Raw genomic sequence first — 21992 nt, forward strand, 5'->3', positions numbered from 1 at the left:
GGATAAAAAAACAGAGAAATCAATGTAAATTTTTTAGTTTATTTCAACAGGACCTGGAGATACACATAAAAATACATGGTTTCTCTGTATCTCCACCACCAAAAAGCACATTTTCGGCAAATGGCAAATCACCGTAAAACCCTGTATTTAAATCATTTTTTAGGTGCTTATTTGTTTTTTTACATTTGTCAACAGCACTACCGTCTCTACAGGGTTTGAGTTGAAGGAATTGATGTCTAATGGCCATTTTTTATAGCATCTGTACGTGGGAATATATCAATGGGTTTTCCAGTCATTTTTGAAAAACCGTCGTTCAGGGAAACACATCAACTTAAAACAGCATACTACCGTAATAGCTTTTCGAAATGCTAGTCATACCCGATTGCTGAGTTCAAACGTACTCGTAGATCGTTTTAACGCGAACTTAAAATCCGGAATCTCAATCGACATTGAATCATAAAAAGTCCCCTCTTTATGCTTTATACGGCATGTAATGGCAGTTTTGCCATATATTAAAAGAATATATTTTTTGCTAATCTTATTTAGTGGTTTAATATATTGTACTTCAATGTATCCAATTCAGAACTGACGTAATTATTTTTTTATTATTTAAACATCATATCAGAAAATATTTTTGCGAGCTCATGACATTCAACTTTTGCAAGTTCTTTCGGTTCAATCTTCTTTAAACCACCACCGTATATACGCCCCTCACTCTCAAAGTTTTCCGCTGATATGCTTTTTAGTGCGTTCCAAACACTTTTAACTATATCCGGCTTACTTTGTATTAAGTATGAGATATCATCTTTGGGATATAGCATTAAATACGAATTTGTAACAATAGCTTTTGAATGATTTAATATAAATCTAAATGGTAGCGTATTTTGGCCATTACTCCGCCCCATATAAGTACACAGAAAATGTGTAGGCTCACGCTTTTCTTGAAAATACCATTTATTTCTATTCCTGCAAAGGTATCTTTTGGCTGTTGTACTTATTCCACTTTTAAGGTATTTATATAATTCAGGATATTTTATTTGAATTTCCTCCTCTGGCATTGAACAATCTAAAAGAAAGTATTGCTTATCAAGCATTGGGAAACCTAATGAATCTGCAAATACTTCATCAGTTTTTAAATACCTAGGGCTTGGAAGTATTGGCTTGAAAAACGACATATCAATTCCAAGTTCTTGAATTTGCTCTTTTGTAAGAATAAAGAAATTATTATCACCTGTTGCAATTCCACGCTTAATATCAAAAAAATCGCCTAATGTTAAATTAGTGCTAACACGTATTCTTAACCCTTTTTCAGGAAATCGTGTCCATTTCCGTTCCTCCATCAAAAAGGATTTTTTTATACTTTTGGTTATTATTGGTTTTTCATGGGTCCCACCATATGAAAACTCAATTTCATAATCATTAGCTGTAACTTCATTCTTAAACCATACTACACACGATGAAACCAAAGCATCACAAAATTTGCTTTCTTCAGGGTTATAACGATGTATTCTAATTAATCGTACTCTGTTCAATAAAAATTCTTTGATAGTATCTCCATAATTAACATCCATAAATTCACTAGGTAATAGCCATCCACATACAGCGCCTGGTGCAAGCCATTTATAAGATAAAAGTATGAAATAACAATATAAACCAGCAAGTCCGGAAATATCGAAATTTGTTTCATTTCGTATTCTCTTCCTTAAGTCAGATTTTTGTTCATTACCAATAATCTGATGTCTTACATAAGGAGGATTGCAAACTAGAAAGTTATATTTCTCTCCTTTATTATCTATTTTTGTAAAATCAGCATTTATTAACTTAATGTCACTTTCCCCCCACAATGAAGTAGCAAAATTAAAAACAGTTTTATCAATTTCAATGCCTGTAGCTTTTATAATACTCTTTTTCATTTTTTCTATTTCTGATAGTAAAGCAGAAAAGAAAGCACCTGTTCCAAAGGCCGGATCTATAAAAGAAATTTCGGAACAACTATGTATTTTAAGTCCATAAGAAATAATTTCCCTAGCTAAATTTATAGGTGTTGAAAATTGACCTAGCTTTCGACGTTCATCTATTTTTTTTAAAGAATCTATTTTACTTTGAAGATTTAAACGCTCACTTTCAACGGCTTTTATATTCCTAACTGTTCTAAATCGCTGATTCTGTGTTCCCATATCCAATCAATCCCCTCTGCAGCTTCATATCCTAAATATCCTGTATCAAAATAACCACATAAAAACAAATTATATGATACATTTTGCCCATATGTATTACGTAATTGCTGCATTTTTGTTGCTTCTTCTTTTCTCCGTTTATTTACATTTGTAAAATCTCCTGCTGATTTTGCTTCAATCATAATTGGTAATGACCCGTTTTTTGCCGTCTTAGGTAAAATTAGAACATCAATTGGTATATTAATAGTATTTTCAACATCTTCAGTTAAACGAACAGGTACGTTTCTGCGGAAAGCAAAAGTTCCAGCTTGCATTTCATTAAATTTAACACCCGTATCAGCTTCTGAATAGCCTCTTTCTTTCAAAAATGAAGCAATTGCGGCTAATTGCCTTTTTTCTTGTGCATTCCTTATAATAGGATCGGCAACAGCACCACACAATCTATCTGCAACAATAGTTGCCGAACGTGCAATTTCTACTTCATTAGGATCACGATTTTCATTCAACCATACAAAAATATCGGGATCAGCCATTTTTTTTATAATATCTGATATTTTTTTTAGTTCATTCATAAGTTGTGCTTTCCCCATACGCGGAGACACCCGCGGATTATCATTATCTTCCATATTTTCAACCAAACTTTTTGAAACACCTGCTAAACCAACAAGCCTGTCACGTGCAATTGGTGGACAAGTTGACATTCTTAGAATAGGTAGTATTTGAGGATTAATTTCTAACACTTTTGGTGAAATATTCTGTAAATAATTAGTGATTGCAAGTGCATGTTCTACACTTTTTGCAGTTGAAACTCGCGTTTCACGAAAAGCACGCGGTGCAAATTTCATAAACCATGCATTGTATAGATCCACCGACTGTATTATATCATTTTTCCATAAATCTGGTTTATCACGGTTAATTCCCATAATATCAAATTCCTTTCTAATGCTAACTTTTTTTATCTTCCTTCTTTACATTATCATCATTCTTTTAGATATACAACTGGCTTGACATCCAGCATATCAGTAAAATTAATGCTTGCACTCTTGTTATCAACACAAATAGATTAAAGTTTTGCCGCTCCCTAGCTATTAAGATTATTGCTTCTACATTATTCTCATTTAAACATTTTCTATTATTTGCATAATTATGATGCATCCATCCTGTCTCCTCAACCCTATGAAAAATGTCCGTTATCTAATCTGTCAACTCAACCCTACCAATTTTTGAGTTCAGAATTCACCCCAAAAATACCCCTTCGATATGTTTCCGTGTACGCATTTTGCCCTTTTAGGTCGAGTAGATAACTTGGATGTAATCCATCAAGTCCAGTGAAATCAAGGCTTATAGCTTTGTAATCAATACCACACACTCAACATGATGTGTGTGAGGAAACATGTCAACACATTTTACTTTTTCCACTTTGTACTGTCTTTCAGTAAGCATCTTTAAATCTCTCGCCAGGGACACAGGATTGCAAGATACGTAGATTATTTTTTCTGGGTTCAACTTTATGATGTCCATTATAGCTTTTGGGTTTACTCCTGGTCTTGGAGGATCTAGCACAACCACATCTGGCTTTTCGTTTATTTCCCTTATCTTTTGTGCGACATCGCCTGCTATAAACTGTATATTACTAAGCCCATTTAATCGCGCATTTTCACGTGCAGCATCGACAGCTTCTTCGACAAGTTCTATGCCTACTACTTTTTTAGCTAATGGAGCCATTATCATCCCTATAGCCCCAGTGCCGCAATACAAGTCAAATAAAACTTTATTGGATATTTCACCTGCGAATTCCCTTGCTATGCTGTAGAGCTTCTCTGCACCTTTTGAATTAGTCTGAAAAAATGAAAATGCGCTTATCTTAAATTTAAGACCAAGTATTTCTTCCATTATATAGTCTCTGCCGTACAAAACTGTAAGTTTTTCACACTTAACTGCATCAGAATAGCTATCATTTACAGTGTGCAATATGCCTACAAGTTTACCATTTAATTTTATACTTCTAAGTTCATCTATTAGTTTACTAAAATCGTGTTCTATCTTGGATGTGGTAATTATATTTATGAGGATTTCACCTGTATTTGTTGCTTTTCTAATGACTAAGTACCTCATATAGCCTTCGTGTGTCTTTATATTATAATGTGGTAAACCTTGCTGTCTTGTATAATTTAAAACATTTTTTAAACATGCAATAAAATCGCTGTCTACAATCCTGCAGTCATCCGTCGTTATAATATCGTAAAATCTACCTTTTACGTGAAGCCCCAACTGCATCTCACCATTGTCATCTATTCCAAATGTGTATTCCATTTTGTTTCTGTACGAAAAAATATCAGGGCTCCCTACAATCCCTAAAAATTCAAAATCTTTTATCCCTACCTCATCAAGAAGCTTTTTTACATAATCTTCTTTTAACCTTAATTGATCTTCATAATTTATATTTAAATATGCACAACCGCCACATTTGCCAAAATGATTACATACATTACCATGTTCCAACGGTGATCTCTCAAGTATATCTACAACGTCTGCCTCAATTTCCTTACCTTTTATTCTTTTTATTTTCACCTTTACATTTTGTCCTTTAATGGCACCTCTCACTTTAATAATACTGTCATCTAAATATGATAACCCGTAACCTTCTAAATTCATATCATCTATATTAATTATTATTTCTTCGTTTTTCTTCATATCACATTACCCCTAACCTATTTATATACAATATATATACCATACAAAGCAAAATACGTCAAAACAACCTGAATCCGCATTTTATCACACAAATATATATTTATGAATATTATATATTGAAAACATTAAATGGGGGTTTTATATATGTATGAGTATAATGGGTTTTATATACAAAGTTATGACGCGGGACAAAAAGGCTTAGCCGAAGCATATATACCCATGCAAAGGTATGTATCATCATATCCTCCTGAACAAGGTTTAAAGCGTGGGACGATTTTTCCAGAATTGGATAAGCCGTACATGGAAGAAAAAGCGAGGGGGTACTGACAATGGACGCAAATCAAGTAGCTCTCCTCAAAAAAATAATGGAATTGGATTTTGCTTGTATTGACTTAAATCTCTACCTTGACACACATCCTGATGACCAAAAAGCATTAAGAGACTACAATTACTATAGCCAACAATCAAGATCTCTAAAGGCACAGTATGAACAACTTTATGGTCCGTTGATGTCTTTTGGTGAAACACCTTCACAATGCAACAGGTTTAAATGGGTAGATGACCCATGGCCATGGGAAATTCAATATTAAAGAGGTGATACTATGTGGGTGTATGAAAAGAAGTTAGAATATCCTGCCAATGTGTGTAAACCAGATGTTAAGATGGCTAAATTTTTGATTGCACAGTATGGTGGACCAGATGGCGAATTAGCTGCGGCATTGAGATACCAAACTCAAAGATACACAATGCCTACAGGACAAGCAAAGGGAACATTGACAGACATATCCACAGAAGAATTTGGCCACTTGGAAATAATTGCCACATTGGTCTTTAAACTGTTAAAAGGCGTACCAGTAGAAGAGCTAAGGAGAGAAGGCCTCGGAGAACAGTACACAGAGCACGATAGAGCTCTTTTCTATAGCGATACGACAGGTATGCTATGGAGTGCTGCATATATCCAGGCCAAAGGCGACGTAATCGCGGATCTTCATGAAGACATGGCAGCAGAAGAAAAGGCGAGAGCAACGTACGAACACCTTATAAATCTAACTGACGATCCTTGTGTAAAAGATACATTAAGATTTTTAAGAGAAAGAGAAATTGTACACTTCCAGAGATTTGGAGAGACTTTGGATCTGGTGCAAGAACACTTAAGAAGCAAAAAGATATTTTAAAAGCCGGTCATTCCGGCTTTAATTTGTTTCACTAAACACCTTATCTGCTATCCTTACAGCTTCTTGTGCGTTTGCTCCGTAGTAATCAGCTCCGATTTTCATAGCATAATCTTTTGTAAGTACGGCACCGCCTACCATTATTTTTATATCATATTTTTCTCTTAATATTTTAATGGTCTTTTCCATATTATTTAGCGTAGTTGTCATCAGGGCGCTAAGCCCTACCAGTTTTGCATTTGTCCTCTTTACTTCATCTACAATTATAGACGGTTTGACATCTCTACCAAGATCTATGACTTCATAGCCATAATTTTCAAGCAGCACTTTTACTATATTTTTCCCTATATCGTGTATATCACCTTCAACTGTTGCCAGTATTATTTTCCCTTTTGAGCCCATCCCTTTAGGCATTTTTTCCTTTAAAACTTTAAAAGCGCTTTCCACAACTTCAGCAGAATTTAAAAGCTGTGGAAGAAAATATATCCCTTTGTCATACTTATCTCCTACATCTTTAAGCGCAGGTATTATCGTATTATCTACTATGCTTAATGGTTCTACTCCTTCATTAAGTATTTCCATCACTAATCTATCTATATCAGCCTTTTTGCCATCTAATATATTTCTGTAAAGCATCTCGCTTGCATTACTATCTGTTTTTTTCCCTACAGATAATACTTGCGTCTTATTTATCCCATCATCTTTCTTATATGTATTTATGTATCTTTCGCATCTTTTATCCCTTGATGATAAGACCATCGAAGCGTTCAATATATCCATTGTTATCTTATCATTTGGATTGACTATAACAGCATCTAAGCCGTATGATATCGCCATCGCAAGAAATGCAGTATTTATAAGTTGCCGCTCAGGCAATCCATAAGATACGTTGCTAAGTCCTATGACCGTACTTACTCCAAGCTTAGACTTAACAAGATTGATGGCTTTTAATGTTTCTATTGCTGCTGTCTGCTCAGATGACACTGTAAGTGCGATACAGTCAATTATTATATCTTCTTTTGGTATTCCATACTCTAAAGCGGCTTTTACAATCTTCTCAGCGTTTCTAAGCCTTTCATCTGCATTTTTAGGAAGACCGTCATCACTTATTGTAAGTCCTATAACACTTGTGCCGTATTTTTTGACAATAGGCAATACTTCTTGTAAACTTTTCTCTTTTGCACTGACAGAATTTATAATAGGCTTACCTCTGACTATCCTTACCGCTTTTTCAATCGCCTTTACATTGCTACTATCTATCTGCAATGGCACATTGACGATGTTCTGTACCTGCGAAACGATTTTAGGCATCAATTCCTCTTCGTTTATGCCAGGCACACCGATATTCACGTCAAGTACGCTTGCGCCAAGTTTTTCCTGCGATACAGCTTCATCGTAGATCAGATTATAATTGCCTTCTTTGATAGCTGCACTCAATTTCTTCTTTCCTGTAGGATTTATCCTTTCGCCGATTACACACACAGGATAATCGCTGCCTATGAAAACAGTCTTTGTATTTGATGAAACTGCTGTGTATTCTTTCACGGCAGTTTTTTTCTCTGTATCATGTATCTCAGCTTTCAAAAGCTTAATAAATTCTGGAGTCGTCCCACAACAACCACCAACAATAGATGCCCCGCATTCTAAAAGCTTTTTTGACTCGACGGCAAATTTCTCTTTCGTAATGTCGTAAAGAGTCAATCCATCCTCTAAATGAGGCATTCCTGCATTTGGCTGCGCCAAAATTGGTATCCTTGAAACTTCAGCCATCTTCTTCACTATGTCTGCCATCATGTCAGGTCCCGTAGAGCAATTGACACCTATGGCATCAAGGCCAAGCCCTTGAAGACTTACTACTGCTGTAACAGGGTCTGTCCCCATAAGCGTCCTTCCATCTTCTTGAAACGTCATGGTACAAATTACCTTTAAATTAGTATTCTCCTTTACAGCAAGAATAGCCGCCTTCGCTTCTAATATATCTGACATAGTCTCAATAAGTGCCAAATCAGCACCGGCTTTTTCCCCTTCTACAGCAACCTCTGCAAAGGCACTATAAGCCTCGTCAAATGTCAGCTTGCCAAAAGGTTCCATCAGTTCGCCAATAGGCCCTATAGAAAGAGCAACGGCTTTATCACCAGCAGCTTTTCTGGCTATCTGTACTGCGCTTTTGACTATTTCAGGCAATTTATCTGAAAGATTGTAAGATTTTAATTTTATCCTATTGGCGCCAAATGTATTTGTCTCAATAACATCTGCCCCTGCATCAATATACGACTTGTGGATTTCGTACACAATATCCGGATGTAAGAGATTGTAATATTCAGGGCATTCTCCTGTTTTAAGTCCTTTTTTCTGAAGCATAGTGCCCATTGCTCCGTCAAAGACGATTATGCTATTCTTTAAATTCTTAAAAATATCCAATTGCAACATCTCCTTATGATGACTACAATACTTCTTCTATATCATTTTGTCTCATGTTCTTTACGCCATTTACAATGTCAACAACTATATCTGTCTTGCCAAGTGGCATGATATGAACACCACCCACTTTATTTTTTATCTTGTTTATAAACTCTATTGCAATTTTTGTCCCTTCACCTTTTTCACCGTTTTTCAACCTGTCTATTATTTTTTCAGGTATCTCGATGCCAGGCACCTTTTCGTTCAAGTTAACAGCCATCTTATAGCTTTTAAGGGGTAGCACCCCTACTAAAACCGGAATATCAAATTGCTCTACGGCATCAAGAAATCTGTATAAAATCTCATCATCGTAGACAGGCTGAGTCTGTATGAAAGATGCTCCACATTCTATTTTCGTCCTTAATTTTTCTATTGATTCAGGTCTTAAATCATTTGGATTTGCTGTTGTCCCTATGCAAAAATTTGTAGATGATTCCAACTTATTTCCGCTGTAGTCAAAGCCATCATTTAGCGACTTTGCTATCTTCACAAGACCTACAGAATCTACGTCGTACACGCCTGTTGCCTGTGGCACATCACCTCGTTTTGGATCGTCTCCTGTAAGGGCAAGGATATTTCTGACTCCAAGAGCATACGCACCCAAAAGCTCTGCTTGAAGGCCAATAAGATTTCTGTCCCTACACGTTAAGTGAAATATGGTTTCTATATTTAGATGATTTTGCAAAAGATGTGCCAATGCAATAGGGCTCATTCTCATATTTGCCATAGGACAATCAGTTATATTTAATGCATCTGCTATTCCATATAATTTTTTCGCTTCTTCAATAGAATTCGAAATATCAGCTCCTTTTGGCGTCGATATCTCCACGGTTATGACAAATTGCTTATTTTTAAGTTTCTGGCACAAATTTTCAGAATTTCGCAAAACGACCCCTCCTTAAAATAAAAAAACTCTTCGCCAAAAGAAGAGATATTTTTGCTCCCATCTTTCAGCGATATGCTGCTGGAATTGGCACCGTGATATCCGGTTGCCGAGCTTCATAGGGCCAGTCCCTCCGCTACTCTTGATAAGAGTTTACTATATTAATTTATTAAATTATATGATACCGTCCTCTGGTACAATTGTCAATGAAATATTTGTTGAAATGTTAAAATTACTTAGGCTTTTTGCTTAGATATTTTAATTTTTCATAAAATGCAAATCATATATATGAGGTGATTTTATGAGGTACAGAAAAATTGTAGAACCAGTAGTAGCAATAGCATCTGGCCCTGATGAGATACAAAACTTAAATACCGCTTTAAACTTATTACCTTTGCAAAATCTAATCGAAACGGGTAATACCGTTGTAATAACGCCAAATTTCGTTAAAAGCAAGCCTCCTCAAAGCGGTACGATAGTAGGACCAGATACATTGAGAGCCCTTATAAGATACGTAAAGTCTAAAAATCCTGGCAGGATTGTGATTGCCGCCGGCTCTGGTGGAGATCCTACGCCTAAAGTTTTATCTGACAATGGATTTGATAAAGTCATTTCAGAAGAAGGCGTAGAATTTGTAGATCTAAATTACGGTCCTTACGTAGAATTGCTGCTGGACGACTGTCTTTTAAAATCAACAAAAGTAAATGAACTTTATGAAAAAATGGATGTACTAATTTCATTCACTCAAATGAAAATGCACGAAGAAGCTACAGTATCGCTTGGAATAAAAAACATAGCTTTAAGCTGGCCTCCCGCAGAAATACATGGATTTCCCAAAAAAAATTTAGGCATACACGATGACCTTCACAATTTCATAAGGGCTATGGCTGAAAAAATATCTATAGATCTTACGATATTAAGCGGTCAAGAAGCGATGATAGGCACAGGGCCATCAGAAGGAAAGCCTATCAATGCAAACATGATAATAGCAGGAACAGATCCTGTAGCAACAGATACAGTAGGTGCCAGAATGTTTGGACTTATGCCTCAAGGCGTCAACTACTTGTTTCAATGTGCTAAAAGAGGTGTAGGCACAGGTGAGCTTAAAAATGTCACTATCAAAGGCATACCATTGCAACAAGCTGAACTGAATTTCTCTACGCAGGCGTATGGCTATGGCATCGCCTTAGATTCAAGCGAAATAAAGCAGATGGTGCCAGGAAAAGCTTAAAGATAAGGGTTTAGTCCCCCTTATCTTTATTTTCAAAGATGCTTTTTAGGTATTCAATGCCTTCTTTTAAATCATCAATATCCTTATAGTTGTTTCTGTAGACTTCCATTATGATAGAGCCATTGTAATCTAATTTTTTTAACTCTCTATTAAGCTTTGCAAAGTCAAAGCTCCCTCTGCCTGGAAGGTACAGATTGCCGCAATCATCGTAATCGCATAAATGGACATTAACGAGTTTATCTCCCATTGATTTTAAGTATTCAAATGGATCTTTCTTGCTTTTCATCGCCTGCTTTATATCCAATGTAAAATAAACATTTCTGCTTTTCACAGACTGTCTTATGAATGTAGCAAATTCTGGATATGCAAACCAACACCAATAGACATTTTCCCAAGAAAATTTAACCCCATATTCTCCTGATGTATCAGCTATATAATCCACATATTTCGCAATCTTGTCAAAATCAATATTAGGCGTCGTATCTTTTTTAACAGCAGGTCCGTGAAAAACGTATATTTTTGCCTTAAGTATCTCTGCTGCTTTCAAGACTTTAATAAGCATCTTTGAGGCATCGTTCCTTTGCCTTTCAGTTGCTGAAAAAAGCTGCGGTTCAAACTGAGTGCCTATAGCATGTATTGAATTAACTTCAATGCCGTATCTATCTAAATCATCCCTCATAGCTTTGCAATAATCTTCATCATATTCGCTGTAAGATTCCAAAAAAACTTCCACACTCTTTATGCCCATTTTAGCTATTATAGGAATCGTTTCCTCTGTAAGATAGACAGGATAAAAACAAGCCGTCGATATGCCAACTTCCATTTCATCACCATCCAAAAACAATTATCACATATTATATTATACATGAAATCATTCTGACAAAAAAAGATATGCCAATCGGCATATCTTTCATAACTATCTCTTTAGCCTCTTTTCCAATTCCTCTTTCTCTTTTTCATAACCTGGTTTGCCTAAAAGTGCAAACATGTTTTTCTTGTACGCTTCAACGCCTGGTTGATCAAACGGATTAACGCCATTTAAATAACCGCTTATGCCACAAGCCATCTCAAAGAAGTATACAAGGTATCCAAAATTGTAAGCCGATATCTCAGGCACATTCACAATCAGGTTAGGCACTCCGCCGTCATTGTGAGCAAGCACCGTACCTTCAAAAGCTTTCTTGTTTACGAAATCAACTGTCTTGCCTGTCAAGAAATTAAGCCCGTCAATGTTATCTTTATCTTCATTTATAGTTATTTCTTTAAGTGGTCTTTCAACATTTATGACAGTCTCAAACATTATCCTGCTGCCATCTTGAATGAATTGTCCCATTGAGTGCAAATCTGTAGAAAAATCAACTGAAGCAGGATATATTCCTTTGTGATCTTTTCCTTCACTTTCACCAAAAAGCTGTTTCCACCACTCTGAAAAATAGTGAAGCCTTGGCTCATAGTTGACTAAAATTTCAACTGATTTTCCTTTCCTGTAAAGAGCATTTCTTACAATAGCATACTGCATACTTAAATTTTCTTTGATGTCCGGCTTTTTGAAGACTATAGATGCATCGTATGCACCTTTCATCATTTCATCGATATTTATTCCTGCAGCCGCTATAGGAAGCAGACCTACAGCCGTCAAAACCGAGTATCTTCCACCTACATCGTCAGGAATCACAAAAGTCTCGTATCCTTCTTCGTCAGCCAGTTTTTTAAGGGCACCTTTTTGCCTGTCTGTCGTAACATATATCCTTGACTTTGCTTCTTCTTTTCCGTATTTTTTCTCCAGGAAATCTCTGAAAACTCTAAAAGCTATAGCTGGTTCTGTAGTAGTGCCAGATTTCGATATTACATTTATAGAAACATCTTTTCCTTCTAATATTTCTAATAAATCTTGAAGATATGTAGAGCTTATGCTGTTTCCTGCAAAGTATATCTCTGGTGCTTTTCTAACAGATTGCGGTAAAACATTGTAAAACGAGTGTGTAAGCATCTCAATCGCTGCTCTTGCACCTAAATATGAACCACCAATACCGATAACCACAAGTACATCTGAATCTGATTTTATCTTCTCTGCAGCTTTTTTAATGCGAGCAAATTCTTCCTTATCATAATCTTTAGGCAAATCAACCCATCCAAGGAAATCGCTTCCCTGAGCTGTCTTGTTAAGCACCATATCTAATGATAGAAGCGCTTGCTTCTCAAGATATGATATTTCGTGCTCATTGACAAAGTTTAGCGCATTTGAATAATCAAAGTTTAATACATTTGTCATATGTAAACCTCCAATCTTTTTTTACATCTCATATTTTATACCATATGATACATATTATCAAGCTTTAGCTTAGAAACATATCGTTTGCAATCATCTTGCCTGTCTGTGTCTTAAAATTTTTCTCAATAATACTTGACACATTTTCTCTATCCTTGTACAATTCGTCTTCTTCGATGTTGACTAAAAGATCTGATTCCCATATTATCTGAAAATCGACTCCATCATTTTTAGACGCCGTATGGTGTCCACCTATAATGTATGCAACTCTATCCATAATATCCTCATCTTCATTATTTTTTAGCATTATTTCTCTTGCAATCGGCGGTCCTTCTATTTCCTGATATTTACCAGACGAGCTGCCATACTTTTCCTCAGCATTCTTTATGCCAATATCGTGCAAAATTGCGCTTATGTATATAATCTTTTTCATCTTATCATCTGCAATATTCTCACCGTAAGCAATCCTGTCAGCGTAGTTAAGCACTTTCAACGCGTGATTTATCCTCTTTAAGTCAGTGCCATAGTATTCTTTAAGCTCAATGATGTATTTAAGCCTTGACATAATCTCATATCTCCCCCTTATCTTTTCTTAATTATTATTTTTGCATAATGATAGTTTATCGTCAATAAATATTTTATAAATTTTGAAATCAAATTTATTGTGGTTATAATATAGATGGAGGTGTTTTAAATGGATGCAATAGAAGTATTAAAACAAAGAAGAGCTGTCAGAACTTTTGAAGATAAGCCAATACCAAAAAATATTTTAGAGGACATAATCGATTGCGGAAGATTGGCTCCGTCAGGAAACAACGCTCAACCATGGCATTTTGTGGTTGTCACTGATAAAGAGACTCTAAAGTTTATATCAGAGAAGGCTACATACGGTAAATTTATAAAAGATGCGGCAGCATGTGTCATAGTATACTGCGAGAAAGACAATAGACATCATCTGGAAGACGGAGCAGCCGCAACAGAAAACATAATGTTAGCAGCAAAGGCACACGGCATTTCTTCATGCTGGGTCGCTGGATATGACCGCAGTTACGAAAATGACATTAATGAGCGGCTAAACGTTCCTTCTAATCTAAGGATGATTTCTATCATCCCATTAGGATACAGTCAAGACAATCCGGCCCCAAGAAACAAAAAATCATTGCAAGATGTAATCCATTGGGAGAAGTTTTAAAAAACTCGGCTTAATGCCGGGTTTTTGCATATTTTTTAGTTCTTTGATAAAAAATATACTTGCGAAAATACTTGATAAATTTTATTTCATACTATATAATTTGGATGTAGTTAATTGATAATGATTATCATTATAAAATGGAGGTGAGCAGTTGTCAAGAGTAGTAACACCAAAGCATAGAATGTGCAGAATTGTAGGACATCCCCTATGCGGTAGCCCAAAGTGTCCTTCGTTAAAGCGGCCGTACGCTCCTGGACAGCATGGGCTAGCTAGAGGCAAAAAGCTTTCTGAATACGGTAGAAGACTCTTTGAAAAACAAAAACTCAAATCAATCTATAACGTCAAGGAAAGACAGTATAGAAGGTATTTTGAAAAAGCACTAAAAAGCAAGGAACCGACAAGTGAAAAACTTCTTTCACTTCTTGAAAGGCGCCTTGACAATATTGTATACAGGATGGGCTTTGCTCCTACAATATACTCTGCACGTCAGCTCGTTTCGCATGGCCATATTTTAGTAAATGGCAAAAAGGTAAATATCCCATCTTATGAGGTAAATGTCGGAGATGTCGTCTCCGTTAAAGAAAAAAGTAGAAATATGCCCCTCATAAAACAAAGCATCGGCACAAATGATATTCCACCATATATCAATATCGATGTAGATAAAATGGAAGGCAAATTAATTAAACTACCAAGAAGAAGCGAAATTCCTGTAGAAATTGACGACCATTTATTAGTAGAATTTTATTAAGCCTGGTAATCCAGGCTTTAATTCTTTTAAAATTTTTTTATAAGTGATAAAATTAAATTGTAGAATATTTTGTGAAAGAAGGGGTAATATTGGAAACTGCAGTTGAACGGTTTTTAAGGTACGTAAAATATGAAACGACATCTGATGAAAACTCTTCGAAATGCCCAAGCACGGAAGGCCAGATGGTTTTTGCAAAAGTCTTATCTGACGAATTGAAATTCATAGGGCTTGAAGACGTTTCTGTCGATGAAAATGGCTATGTAATGGGCGTGATACCATCAAACATTGATAAAAATGTGCCTGTTGTGGGATTTATAGCTCATATGGATACAAGTCCTGATATGTCAGGAAAAAATGTAAATCCTCAGATTATAGAAAGCTATGATGGAAATGATATAGTCCTAAATAGAGATCTTAATGTAGTCTTGTCGCCAAATGATTTCCCTGAATTAAAGCAGTACATAGGAAAAACTTTGATTACAACAGATGGGACGACTCTATTAGGCGCTGATGACAAAGCAGGCATTGCAGAGATCATCACAGCTTGTGAATATCTTATTTCGCACCCTGAAATAAAACATGGCACGATAAAAATATGCTTTACGCCAGACGAGGAAATTGGAAGAGGTGCTGATAAATTTGATGTAGAAAAATTTGGAGCAGATTTTGCATATACAATCGATGGTGAAAGCATTGGACAGTTAGAGTACGAGAATTTTAACGCTGCTTCAGCCAAAATAACAATACACGGTAGAAACGTCCATCCAGGTATGGCAAAGGGTAAGATGAAAAATTCAGTATTGATTGGGGTAGAACTTGCTTCCATGCTTCCACTTGAGGAAACACCTGCTAATACGGAAGGATATGAAGGCTTCTATCATCTGACCAATTTTGATGGAAACGTAGAAAAAACCCACATGCAATACATAATAAGGGATTTTGACAAAGAAAACTTTGAAAACCGAAAAAATTATCTGATAAATTTGATCAACAACTTAAATGAAAAATACGGCGAAAATACTGTTGAAATAGATTTAAAAGATCAATACTACAACATGAGAGAAATAATAGAAAAAGATATGAGGATAGTCGATATTGCAGTAAAGGCCATGGAACTATCTGATGTTAAGCCTAATATTTCCCCAATAAGAGGAGGAACAGACGGTGCAAGGCTTTCTTACATGGGCCTTCCTACTCCCAATATCTTCACTGGCGGTCACAATTTCCATGGCAGATACGAATACATACCTGCTTTTGCTATCGAAAAAGCTGTGGAAGTAATATTGAATATTGTAAAACTTGTAGCGGAAGGATAATTTTAGAGGGCCAATAACTGGCCCTTTTAGCTTAATTTCTCTTTTAAAAAAGCTACAGACTCATCTATGGCTCTTTTCTCCCAATCAAGCCTATTAAACGTATGGTCTGAACCATCTATTGATACTCTATGACCTTTTTCTTTGTAAACCGTCTTTAAAATTTCCTCAGATACGGTGTATGGAACAGCTTCATCTTTAGTCCCATGAATTATAAGTACATCTTTGTCATATCCTCTTGCAGATTGGAAAATATCGATGTCAATTATATCGGATACGAATCCCTTCCCTAAGGCAAGACCTCCTATGTCCACAAATCCATGTTGGCTAAGCAAATTTCCGGCTTCGCTTTGAGATTGGAGTATAATTATATCTCTCATGTTGAAAGCAGGGGCCCATAACACTAATGACTTGACGATGTCTTTGCGCTCATTTGCAATAATCGCAGCTATCGCACCACCCATGCTAAGTCCTAATATTCCTATATTATCAACATCTGTAGCCGGGTGATTTTTGACAAATTCTAAGATATGCCTTGCATCTTCTACTTCACCGCTGAATGTCATATCCATAAAATCTCCGTCACTTTCTCCAGAACCATAAAAATCAAATCTGACGCTGCCAATGCCTACCTTCTCCAGCTCTCTCGACAATTTTACAAATATGAAATGGGACTCTACTTTGTTGCCAGTAAAGCCGTGAAATATAGCTACCATTGGTACTTTTCCGCTTGCACTATCAGGAATGTGCATCATACCTCTCAATGTCTTAGATCCATACGTAAGCTCAACTGACTTTTGCATAATATCACCTCTCTTTTTTCTAAATTATACCATAAATTATATAAAATTTAAAATTTCATCAATGCTTACAATGTTAACTTCATTGCAAAACAAATCACTTTCAGCACATACAGCCATTTTATAGTCATCATCTACGCAAAACTGTTTAAAATGATATTTGTTATCTTTCTCGCTTAAAAGCTTAATTTCATCGCCAATCTTTATGGTGAAAGAACTTAACGGTATATGAAGCCCCACTCCTAACATCTTTACATAGCTTTCCTTTAAAGTCCAAAGAGTAAAAAAATAGTCTCTTTTATCCGGTGCCCTCAACATGTCTTCAAACTCATCACAGGAAAAAAACCGTTTAGCCACATTCAAGTTGACATCTCTAATTTTTTCAATGTCTAAGCCAAGGTTTTTTCTATCAACGGCTACAGATACCCATTGGCATGAATGGGATATGCTGAAAAATATGCTTTTGTCTTTCAAAAAAGGCTTCCCATATTCATTATTATAAATTACAATATCCTCATTATTTAATCCAAATTTTTCAATCAATATAATCTTAAGCATTACATTTGCCAAAAGCGTCCTTACAGCATCTTCACGCTTTTTAATCTTGCTTATCCTTCGTCTCTTTTCTTCTGAGACAAAAGCTAACAATTTACTGTATTCATATTCTTCGATATCTCTCGTTACTTTTACAGCGTATACATCTACCATTAAAAATTCCTCCAAAAACTATCAAGATGAAATCCCAAATTGCATTTATTCACCTTTGTATATGGAAACCATTCTTTAGGAAATATCCTAATGTAATTTTTTTGCAAAAATCTTTCATCTACAAGTAAAATTATGCCTTTATCTTCCTCAGTTCTTATGACACGCCCTGCTGACTGCATGACTTTGTTAAAACCAGGATAAAGGTAAGCAAATTCATAGCCCAGTCCATATTTCCTTTCAAAATACTCTCTAATAATATCCCTTTCAAGGCATATCTGCGGTATACCTACACCAATTATTATAGCACCTATCAAGCGATCTCTTGTCAAATCGATGCCTTCCGAAAAAACACCGCCCAGTACACAAAAGGCCAAAACACCATTTTGACTGTCTTCAAACATTCTCAAAAAATCATCTTTCTCGTTTTCTTTCATTGTACTTTCCTGTTTAAGTAAATAGCCAGTAGCCCTCTCCTTGTAAATCTCGTACGCCATGTTTAAATATTCATAAGATGGAAAATACACAATATAATTTCCGCTTCTCTTTGATACTGCTGTATGTATATACTCAACTATTTCTTCCAAGGTTTTTTCTCTATCCTTGTATTTTGTAGACACATCATTCGCAATAAGTACCATCCTGTTTTTAGTATCAAATGGCGAATCAAGGCAAACACCATAATCTTCTCGACTACCACCTAATAAAGACATATAATACTTTATAGGAATAAGCGTTGCAGAAAAAAACACAGTACTTCGCACTTTTTCAAGTATTTCACTAAGCAACTTGGAAGGATCTAAGCAAAATAATTTGACTTTCACATCATCGCCTTTTTTCTCAACATAAGTCGTATATGACTCATCATACATATCAGAAACCTTCAAGTATCTAATCACTTCAAAATACAGATCAATGATTGCATCTTTAACAATCGGCTTTATTTCATTTAAAAGAAACAACTCCGCTTCCCTTATAAATTGTCTTAAATATCCATTTAGATCGCTAAACATCTCATTAGTCACAAGATAGCTATTTTCGTTACACTGCTTCTTCAATTTGAGAAACGCTGAATTGATTTTTGACAATGCCCTTTCAAGCTTGATGCTTTTACCTTTAATCTCCTTCTTTAACGACAAAAAATCTTTTTTGTATAATTCCGCTGAAAACATCTCCCTTGATCTATCCACCAAATTGTGGGCTTCATCCACAAGAAGTGTAAAATCAGTTTTGTCTTGAAAGAACCTTTTAAGTCCAACGTTTGGATCAAAGACATAATTGTAATCACAGATTACGACTTCTGCCCACAAAGACAAATCAAGTGATAGCTCAAAGGGGCATACAATATGTTTTTGGGCGTATTCCTCAATTTTTGCACGATTAAAATTGTCTTCATTTAAAAATATATCCATTATAGCATCGTTTATCCTATCAAAGTGACCTTTTGCATACACACATGCTTCAGGCGTACATTCGTTTTTTTCATTAAAGCATATTTTCTCCTTAGCAGTTAAAACCAATGTCTTTACTTTAAGCCCTTTGCCTCTCAGCGTATTGAATGTCTCCTCTGCCACCGTTCTGGCTATCGTCTTTGCTGTAAGATAAAATATCTTTGAAGTTAACCCTTTTTTCATCGCCTTCAAAGATGGGAATATTGTAGATATGGTTTTCCCTATCCCTGTTGGAGCTTGAACAAAAAGTTTTTTCCCACTTTCAATCGATTTGTAGACAGATGCCATAAGTTTTTTTTGCCCTTTTCGGAAATCTTTATATGGAAAATCAATTTTTTCTATAGAGCTGTTTCTTTCCTTTATCCAATTGTATGACATGCTTGCCCAATTGCAATACTTCTTAACAAGGTCATCAAAAAAAGTTTTTAACTCATCTATAGAATATGTATATCTAAAATATTTAATCTCATCATTGTCGACTTGATAATACGTAAGTTGAACGCCTATGGTATTCAAGCCATTTTGAACTGAATAAATGTATGCATAACATTTTGCCTGTGCTAAATGCAAAGGATTGTAGCCTTCATCTATTTCATCTAAATTAGCACTCGTAGTCTTTATCTCATCAATTACCACATTGTCGTCATCTACAATGATGCCATCAGCACGACCCTCTATAGCAATGATAAACTCATCAAATTCTCTTTCATACCTTAACGTTACTTCCTTTTTGTAATTCTCGCCTTTGGAACTTTGAATTTTCTTGTGAATTTTTGTCCCTTCCAATGCCCTTAAATTGCTGCTGCCTAAAAACTCATTGTTTAAATCTCCACACCTCAATATAAATTCAACCAAATCTCTGACCGAAATCTTTATCTTTTCCTTAACCATCGCATCAAGTCCTTTAACACATCTATGGAAGTAGAAAATTTCTCGAATTGAATTATAACATAAATTCATTTAAGATGGTATAATATATGAGTAAATACGCATAGAAAGGGCTGTTCTTTTGATGGAAATACCAGCAGAACTTTTAAATGGCATAGAAGAAGAATCAAGCAGAATACCCGTAAATAGATTGATTTCTTTAGTTTCTGACATTTCTAATCGATACAGAAATACTGATGACAAATACATTTCTACATACGAAGAAGCCGTTGCATACATTTCATACAGGATGCCTGCTACATTTGGCGCTATATATGCAGTTTTAAACGATATAAAAGACATATGCAGTGATATTAATCCAAAATCAATTTTGGATGTCGGCGCAGGCCCAGGTACTGCAATGTGGGCAGCAACTTCAATATGGAATGATATAAACAAAATAACGCTTTTGGAAAAAAACAAAAACATGATAAAAATTGGCAAAAACCTGTCAGCAAACTCAAACAATAACTCTATTAAGAATTCTATTTGGATGGAAGTAGACTTGGAAAATTTGCCTGTATTGCCTAAACACGATATGGTAATTGCTTCGTACTCCATAGGTGAGATGAATGATGATGTACAGAGAGAAATAATAAAAAAACTGTGGGAAAGTGTTAATGACATGCTGATCATCATAGAGCCAGGAACTAAAATCGGTTTTTCTAACATAAAAAGAGCACGGGAAATTTTAGTATCCTTTGGTGCCCATGTAATATCCCCGTGTTCTCACGCTAATGAATGTCCAATAAATGATGATGACTGGTGTCACTTTTCATCCCGCATACAGCGGACAAGCATACACAGAAAAGTCAAAAACGGACAACTTTCATATGAAGATGAAAAATTCTCGTACATCTGTGTATCAAAGAAGCCTTGTAAAACAATAAAAAGCAGAATCATAAGGCACCCACAGATAAAAAAAGGCCACATAATATTAGATTTGTGCACAAATGATGGCATCAAGAAAGTCACAGTCAAAAAAAGCGATGGAGATATTTATAAGAAAGCTAGAGATATGAAATGGGGTTCTGTTTTTGAATGAATTTTAGGTTTGGTGTCAAATAACTAACTGTTTTTTCCCGTTATTGCGTCCTCATCTGTTATACTGCTGCACAATAATGGAGAATTGACATCATATAAAGTCATATTGCCATTGACGACACTACTACTGTAATTTGCATAGCAATAAACGCACCCATGCATACACGTATTATAAGCTCCTATATCTACACTAGCAGCACAACCACATGCTTTTCTTTGATTTTTGTCTTTTCCATCTTTGATTTTGCGACCGGAAATTTCCTCAATCAAATGGGGATCGATGCATCTTCCATGCTGTATTCCAAATTGAGACAAATCTATTTCTTCTGCGCACGTTTCAATTTTGAGAGAATACGCTTCTGCAATTTCTCCAAGCCTCCTGCCTATCCTTACTTTATCTTCATCGCTAATCTCAAAAGCACCTATTTTCTCAAGACCTTTCCTTACTTTAGGGTAAAAATCCACAAAGCTTATGATACACTTTGATGTGTAATCTTGAAGCTTCGATGATAATACTTCAAAATATTTATAGTGGTACTCCTCGCTAACAGCTTTGGTTATGATGATTGGATCGTACCTCCAGATGACCCTATTTGGTCCTATTTTGTCTGACAATTTTTTAAATGTATCTATTATTCTTGATTTCTTTGGGACATTTTTCTCAATCTTATCATCATAAGGATTCAATGTAAACTGAAAATAGTACGGATATCTATCAATAATTTGAAGATTATCAATCATATTTGCAGGATTTTTGCTCCAAAACACAAAACAATCTACAGCGTCAAGTGTTAAAGGTACCTTACTTACTTGACGATAATTAAATGGGTTTTTGACTAAAACATAACCTTCTTTGACTCTACTGTAAAACCAATCACTATAAAAAGCCGGCACATCTGTCCTCCTGCTGACGCTTATTATCATAC

General features: G+C 35.5%; 20 protein-coding genes and 1 riboswitch. Of the genes, 8 read left to right on the plus strand and 12 right to left on the minus strand.

What is annotated here, in order from left to right; all coding sequences use genetic code 11:
- Positions 1 to 605: 605 nt before the first annotated feature.
- The 3 genes from BVF91_RS07755 to rlmD form a co-directional block, all read right to left on the minus strand.
- Positions 606 to 2177 (minus strand): Eco57I restriction-modification methylase domain-containing protein, encoded by a 1572-nt coding sequence (locus BVF91_RS07755; RefSeq protein ID WP_085112861.1) that lies wholly within the window; start codon positions 2175 to 2177, stop codon positions 606 to 608.
- Positions 2135 to 3100 (minus strand): XamI family restriction endonuclease, encoded by a 966-nt coding sequence (locus BVF91_RS07760; RefSeq protein ID WP_085112862.1) that lies wholly within the window; start codon positions 3098 to 3100, stop codon positions 2135 to 2137. Before BVF91_RS07760 ends, BVF91_RS07755 begins: the two co-directional genes overlap by 43 nt.
- Positions 3101 to 3518: 418 nt before the next feature.
- A complete protein-coding gene (gene rlmD, locus BVF91_RS07765) occupies positions 3519 to 4871 on the minus strand; it encodes a 23S rRNA (uracil(1939)-C(5))-methyltransferase RlmD (RefSeq protein ID WP_085112863.1) in 1353 nt (450 codons plus the stop codon).
- Positions 4872 to 5015: 144 nt separating this feature from the next.
- Here rlmD and BVF91_RS07770 point away from each other — a divergent pair, with 144 nt between their 5' ends.
- Genes BVF91_RS07770 through BVF91_RS07780 form a run of 3 tightly spaced genes read left to right on the plus strand, consistent with a single transcriptional unit; the run spans position 5016 to position 6046 of the window.
- Positions 5016 to 5198 carry a spore coat associated protein CotJA gene (locus BVF91_RS07770; RefSeq protein WP_085112864.1) on the plus strand — a complete coding sequence of 61 codons (183 nt, stop codon included), beginning with the start codon at positions 5016 to 5018 and terminating at the stop codon, positions 5196 to 5198.
- 2 nt (positions 5199 to 5200) lie between these two features.
- Positions 5201 to 5461, plus strand: a complete 261-nt coding sequence (locus BVF91_RS07775; protein WP_085112865.1) for a spore coat protein CotJB — start codon at positions 5201 to 5203, stop codon at positions 5459 to 5461.
- 12 nt (positions 5462 to 5473) lie between these two features.
- Entirely contained in the window at positions 5474 to 6046 is a 573-nt protein-coding gene (locus BVF91_RS07780; RefSeq protein WP_085112866.1) for a manganese catalase family protein, read from the plus strand.
- An 18-nt stretch (positions 6047 to 6064) separates the two neighbouring features.
- Here BVF91_RS07780 and BVF91_RS07785 read toward each other — a convergent pair whose 3' ends face one another.
- Both BVF91_RS07785 and BVF91_RS07790 read right to left on the minus strand, forming a co-directional pair.
- Entirely contained in the window at positions 6065 to 8473 is a 2409-nt protein-coding gene (locus BVF91_RS07785) for a homocysteine S-methyltransferase family protein (protein ID WP_206199037.1), read from the minus strand.
- Positions 8474 to 8486: 13 nt separating this feature from the next.
- Entirely contained in the window at positions 8487 to 9389 is a 903-nt protein-coding gene (locus BVF91_RS07790; RefSeq protein WP_085112868.1) for a methylenetetrahydrofolate reductase, read from the minus strand.
- A 54-nt stretch (positions 9390 to 9443) separates the two neighbouring features.
- Positions 9444 to 9538: riboswitch (SAM riboswitch) on the minus strand.
- A gap of 149 nt (positions 9539 to 9687) precedes the next feature.
- Between BVF91_RS07790 and BVF91_RS07795 the strand changes: the two genes are divergently transcribed.
- Positions 9688 to 10617 carry a DUF362 domain-containing protein gene (locus BVF91_RS07795; protein WP_085112869.1) on the plus strand — a complete coding sequence of 310 codons (930 nt, stop codon included), beginning with the start codon at positions 9688 to 9690 and terminating at the stop codon, positions 10615 to 10617.
- Between the two features lie 10 nt (positions 10618 to 10627).
- Here BVF91_RS07795 and BVF91_RS07800 read toward each other — a convergent pair whose 3' ends face one another.
- The 3 genes from BVF91_RS07800 to BVF91_RS07810 form a co-directional block, all read right to left on the minus strand.
- Positions 10628 to 11440: a sugar phosphate isomerase/epimerase family protein gene (locus tag BVF91_RS07800; protein WP_085112870.1), complete on the minus strand. Its 813-nt coding sequence runs from the start codon at positions 11438 to 11440 to the stop codon at positions 10628 to 10630.
- Positions 11441 to 11533: 93 nt separating this feature from the next.
- On the minus strand, positions 11534 to 12889 hold the full coding sequence (locus BVF91_RS07805) for a glucose-6-phosphate isomerase (protein WP_085112871.1): 1356 nt from the start codon (positions 12887 to 12889) through the stop codon (positions 11534 to 11536).
- Positions 12890 to 12953: 64 nt separating this feature from the next.
- On the minus strand, positions 12954 to 13451 hold the full coding sequence (locus BVF91_RS07810) for an HD domain-containing protein (RefSeq protein ID WP_085112872.1): 498 nt from the start codon (positions 13449 to 13451) through the stop codon (positions 12954 to 12956).
- A 129-nt stretch (positions 13452 to 13580) separates the two neighbouring features.
- Between BVF91_RS07810 and BVF91_RS07815 the strand changes: the two genes are divergently transcribed.
- From BVF91_RS07815 to pepT, 3 genes are all read left to right on the plus strand, one after another.
- Complete coding sequence (locus BVF91_RS07815; protein WP_085112873.1) at positions 13581 to 14078, plus strand: nitroreductase family protein; 498 nt, start codon at positions 13581 to 13583, stop codon at positions 14076 to 14078.
- A 151-nt stretch (positions 14079 to 14229) separates the two neighbouring features.
- Positions 14230 to 14826, plus strand: coding sequence for a 30S ribosomal protein S4 (rpsD, locus tag BVF91_RS07820; RefSeq protein ID WP_085112874.1), 597 nt, complete (start codon positions 14230 to 14232; stop codon positions 14824 to 14826).
- An 89-nt stretch (positions 14827 to 14915) separates the two neighbouring features.
- A complete protein-coding gene (gene pepT, locus BVF91_RS07825; RefSeq protein WP_085112875.1) occupies positions 14916 to 16142 on the plus strand; it encodes a peptidase T in 1227 nt (408 codons plus the stop codon).
- Between the two features lie 26 nt (positions 16143 to 16168).
- Here pepT and BVF91_RS07830 read toward each other — a convergent pair whose 3' ends face one another.
- Genes BVF91_RS07830 through BVF91_RS07840 form a run of 3 tightly spaced genes read right to left on the minus strand, consistent with a single transcriptional unit; the run spans position 16169 to position 19986 of the window.
- Positions 16169 to 16942 carry an alpha/beta hydrolase gene (locus tag BVF91_RS07830; RefSeq protein ID WP_085112876.1) on the minus strand — a complete coding sequence of 258 codons (774 nt, stop codon included), beginning with the start codon at positions 16940 to 16942 and terminating at the stop codon, positions 16169 to 16171.
- 36 nt (positions 16943 to 16978) lie between these two features.
- Positions 16979 to 17647, minus strand: a complete 669-nt coding sequence (locus BVF91_RS07835) for a 4'-phosphopantetheinyl transferase family protein (protein ID WP_085112877.1) — start codon at positions 17645 to 17647, stop codon at positions 16979 to 16981.
- The gene (locus BVF91_RS07840) at positions 17647 to 19986 is read right to left on the minus strand and encodes a helicase C-terminal domain-containing protein (protein WP_085112878.1); all 2340 of its coding nucleotides are present in this window, start codon (positions 19984 to 19986) and stop codon (positions 17647 to 17649) included. The genes BVF91_RS07835 and BVF91_RS07840 overlap by 1 nt, the downstream gene beginning before the upstream one ends.
- A gap of 121 nt (positions 19987 to 20107) precedes the next feature.
- Between BVF91_RS07840 and BVF91_RS07845 the strand changes: the two genes are divergently transcribed.
- On the plus strand, positions 20108 to 21067 hold the full coding sequence (locus BVF91_RS07845) for a small ribosomal subunit Rsm22 family protein (protein WP_085112879.1): 960 nt from the start codon (positions 20108 to 20110) through the stop codon (positions 21065 to 21067).
- A 23-nt stretch (positions 21068 to 21090) separates the two neighbouring features.
- Here BVF91_RS07845 and BVF91_RS07850 read toward each other — a convergent pair whose 3' ends face one another.
- On the minus strand, positions 21091 to 21990 hold the full coding sequence (locus tag BVF91_RS07850; RefSeq protein ID WP_085112880.1) for a DUF1848 domain-containing protein: 900 nt from the start codon (positions 21988 to 21990) through the stop codon (positions 21091 to 21093).
- Positions 21991 to 21992 lie beyond the last annotated feature (2 nt).

The organism is Thermoanaerobacterium sp. PSU-2 (assembly GCF_002102475.1).
Classification (GTDB): Bacteria; Bacillota; Thermoanaerobacteria; order Thermoanaerobacterales; family Thermoanaerobacteraceae; genus Thermoanaerobacterium.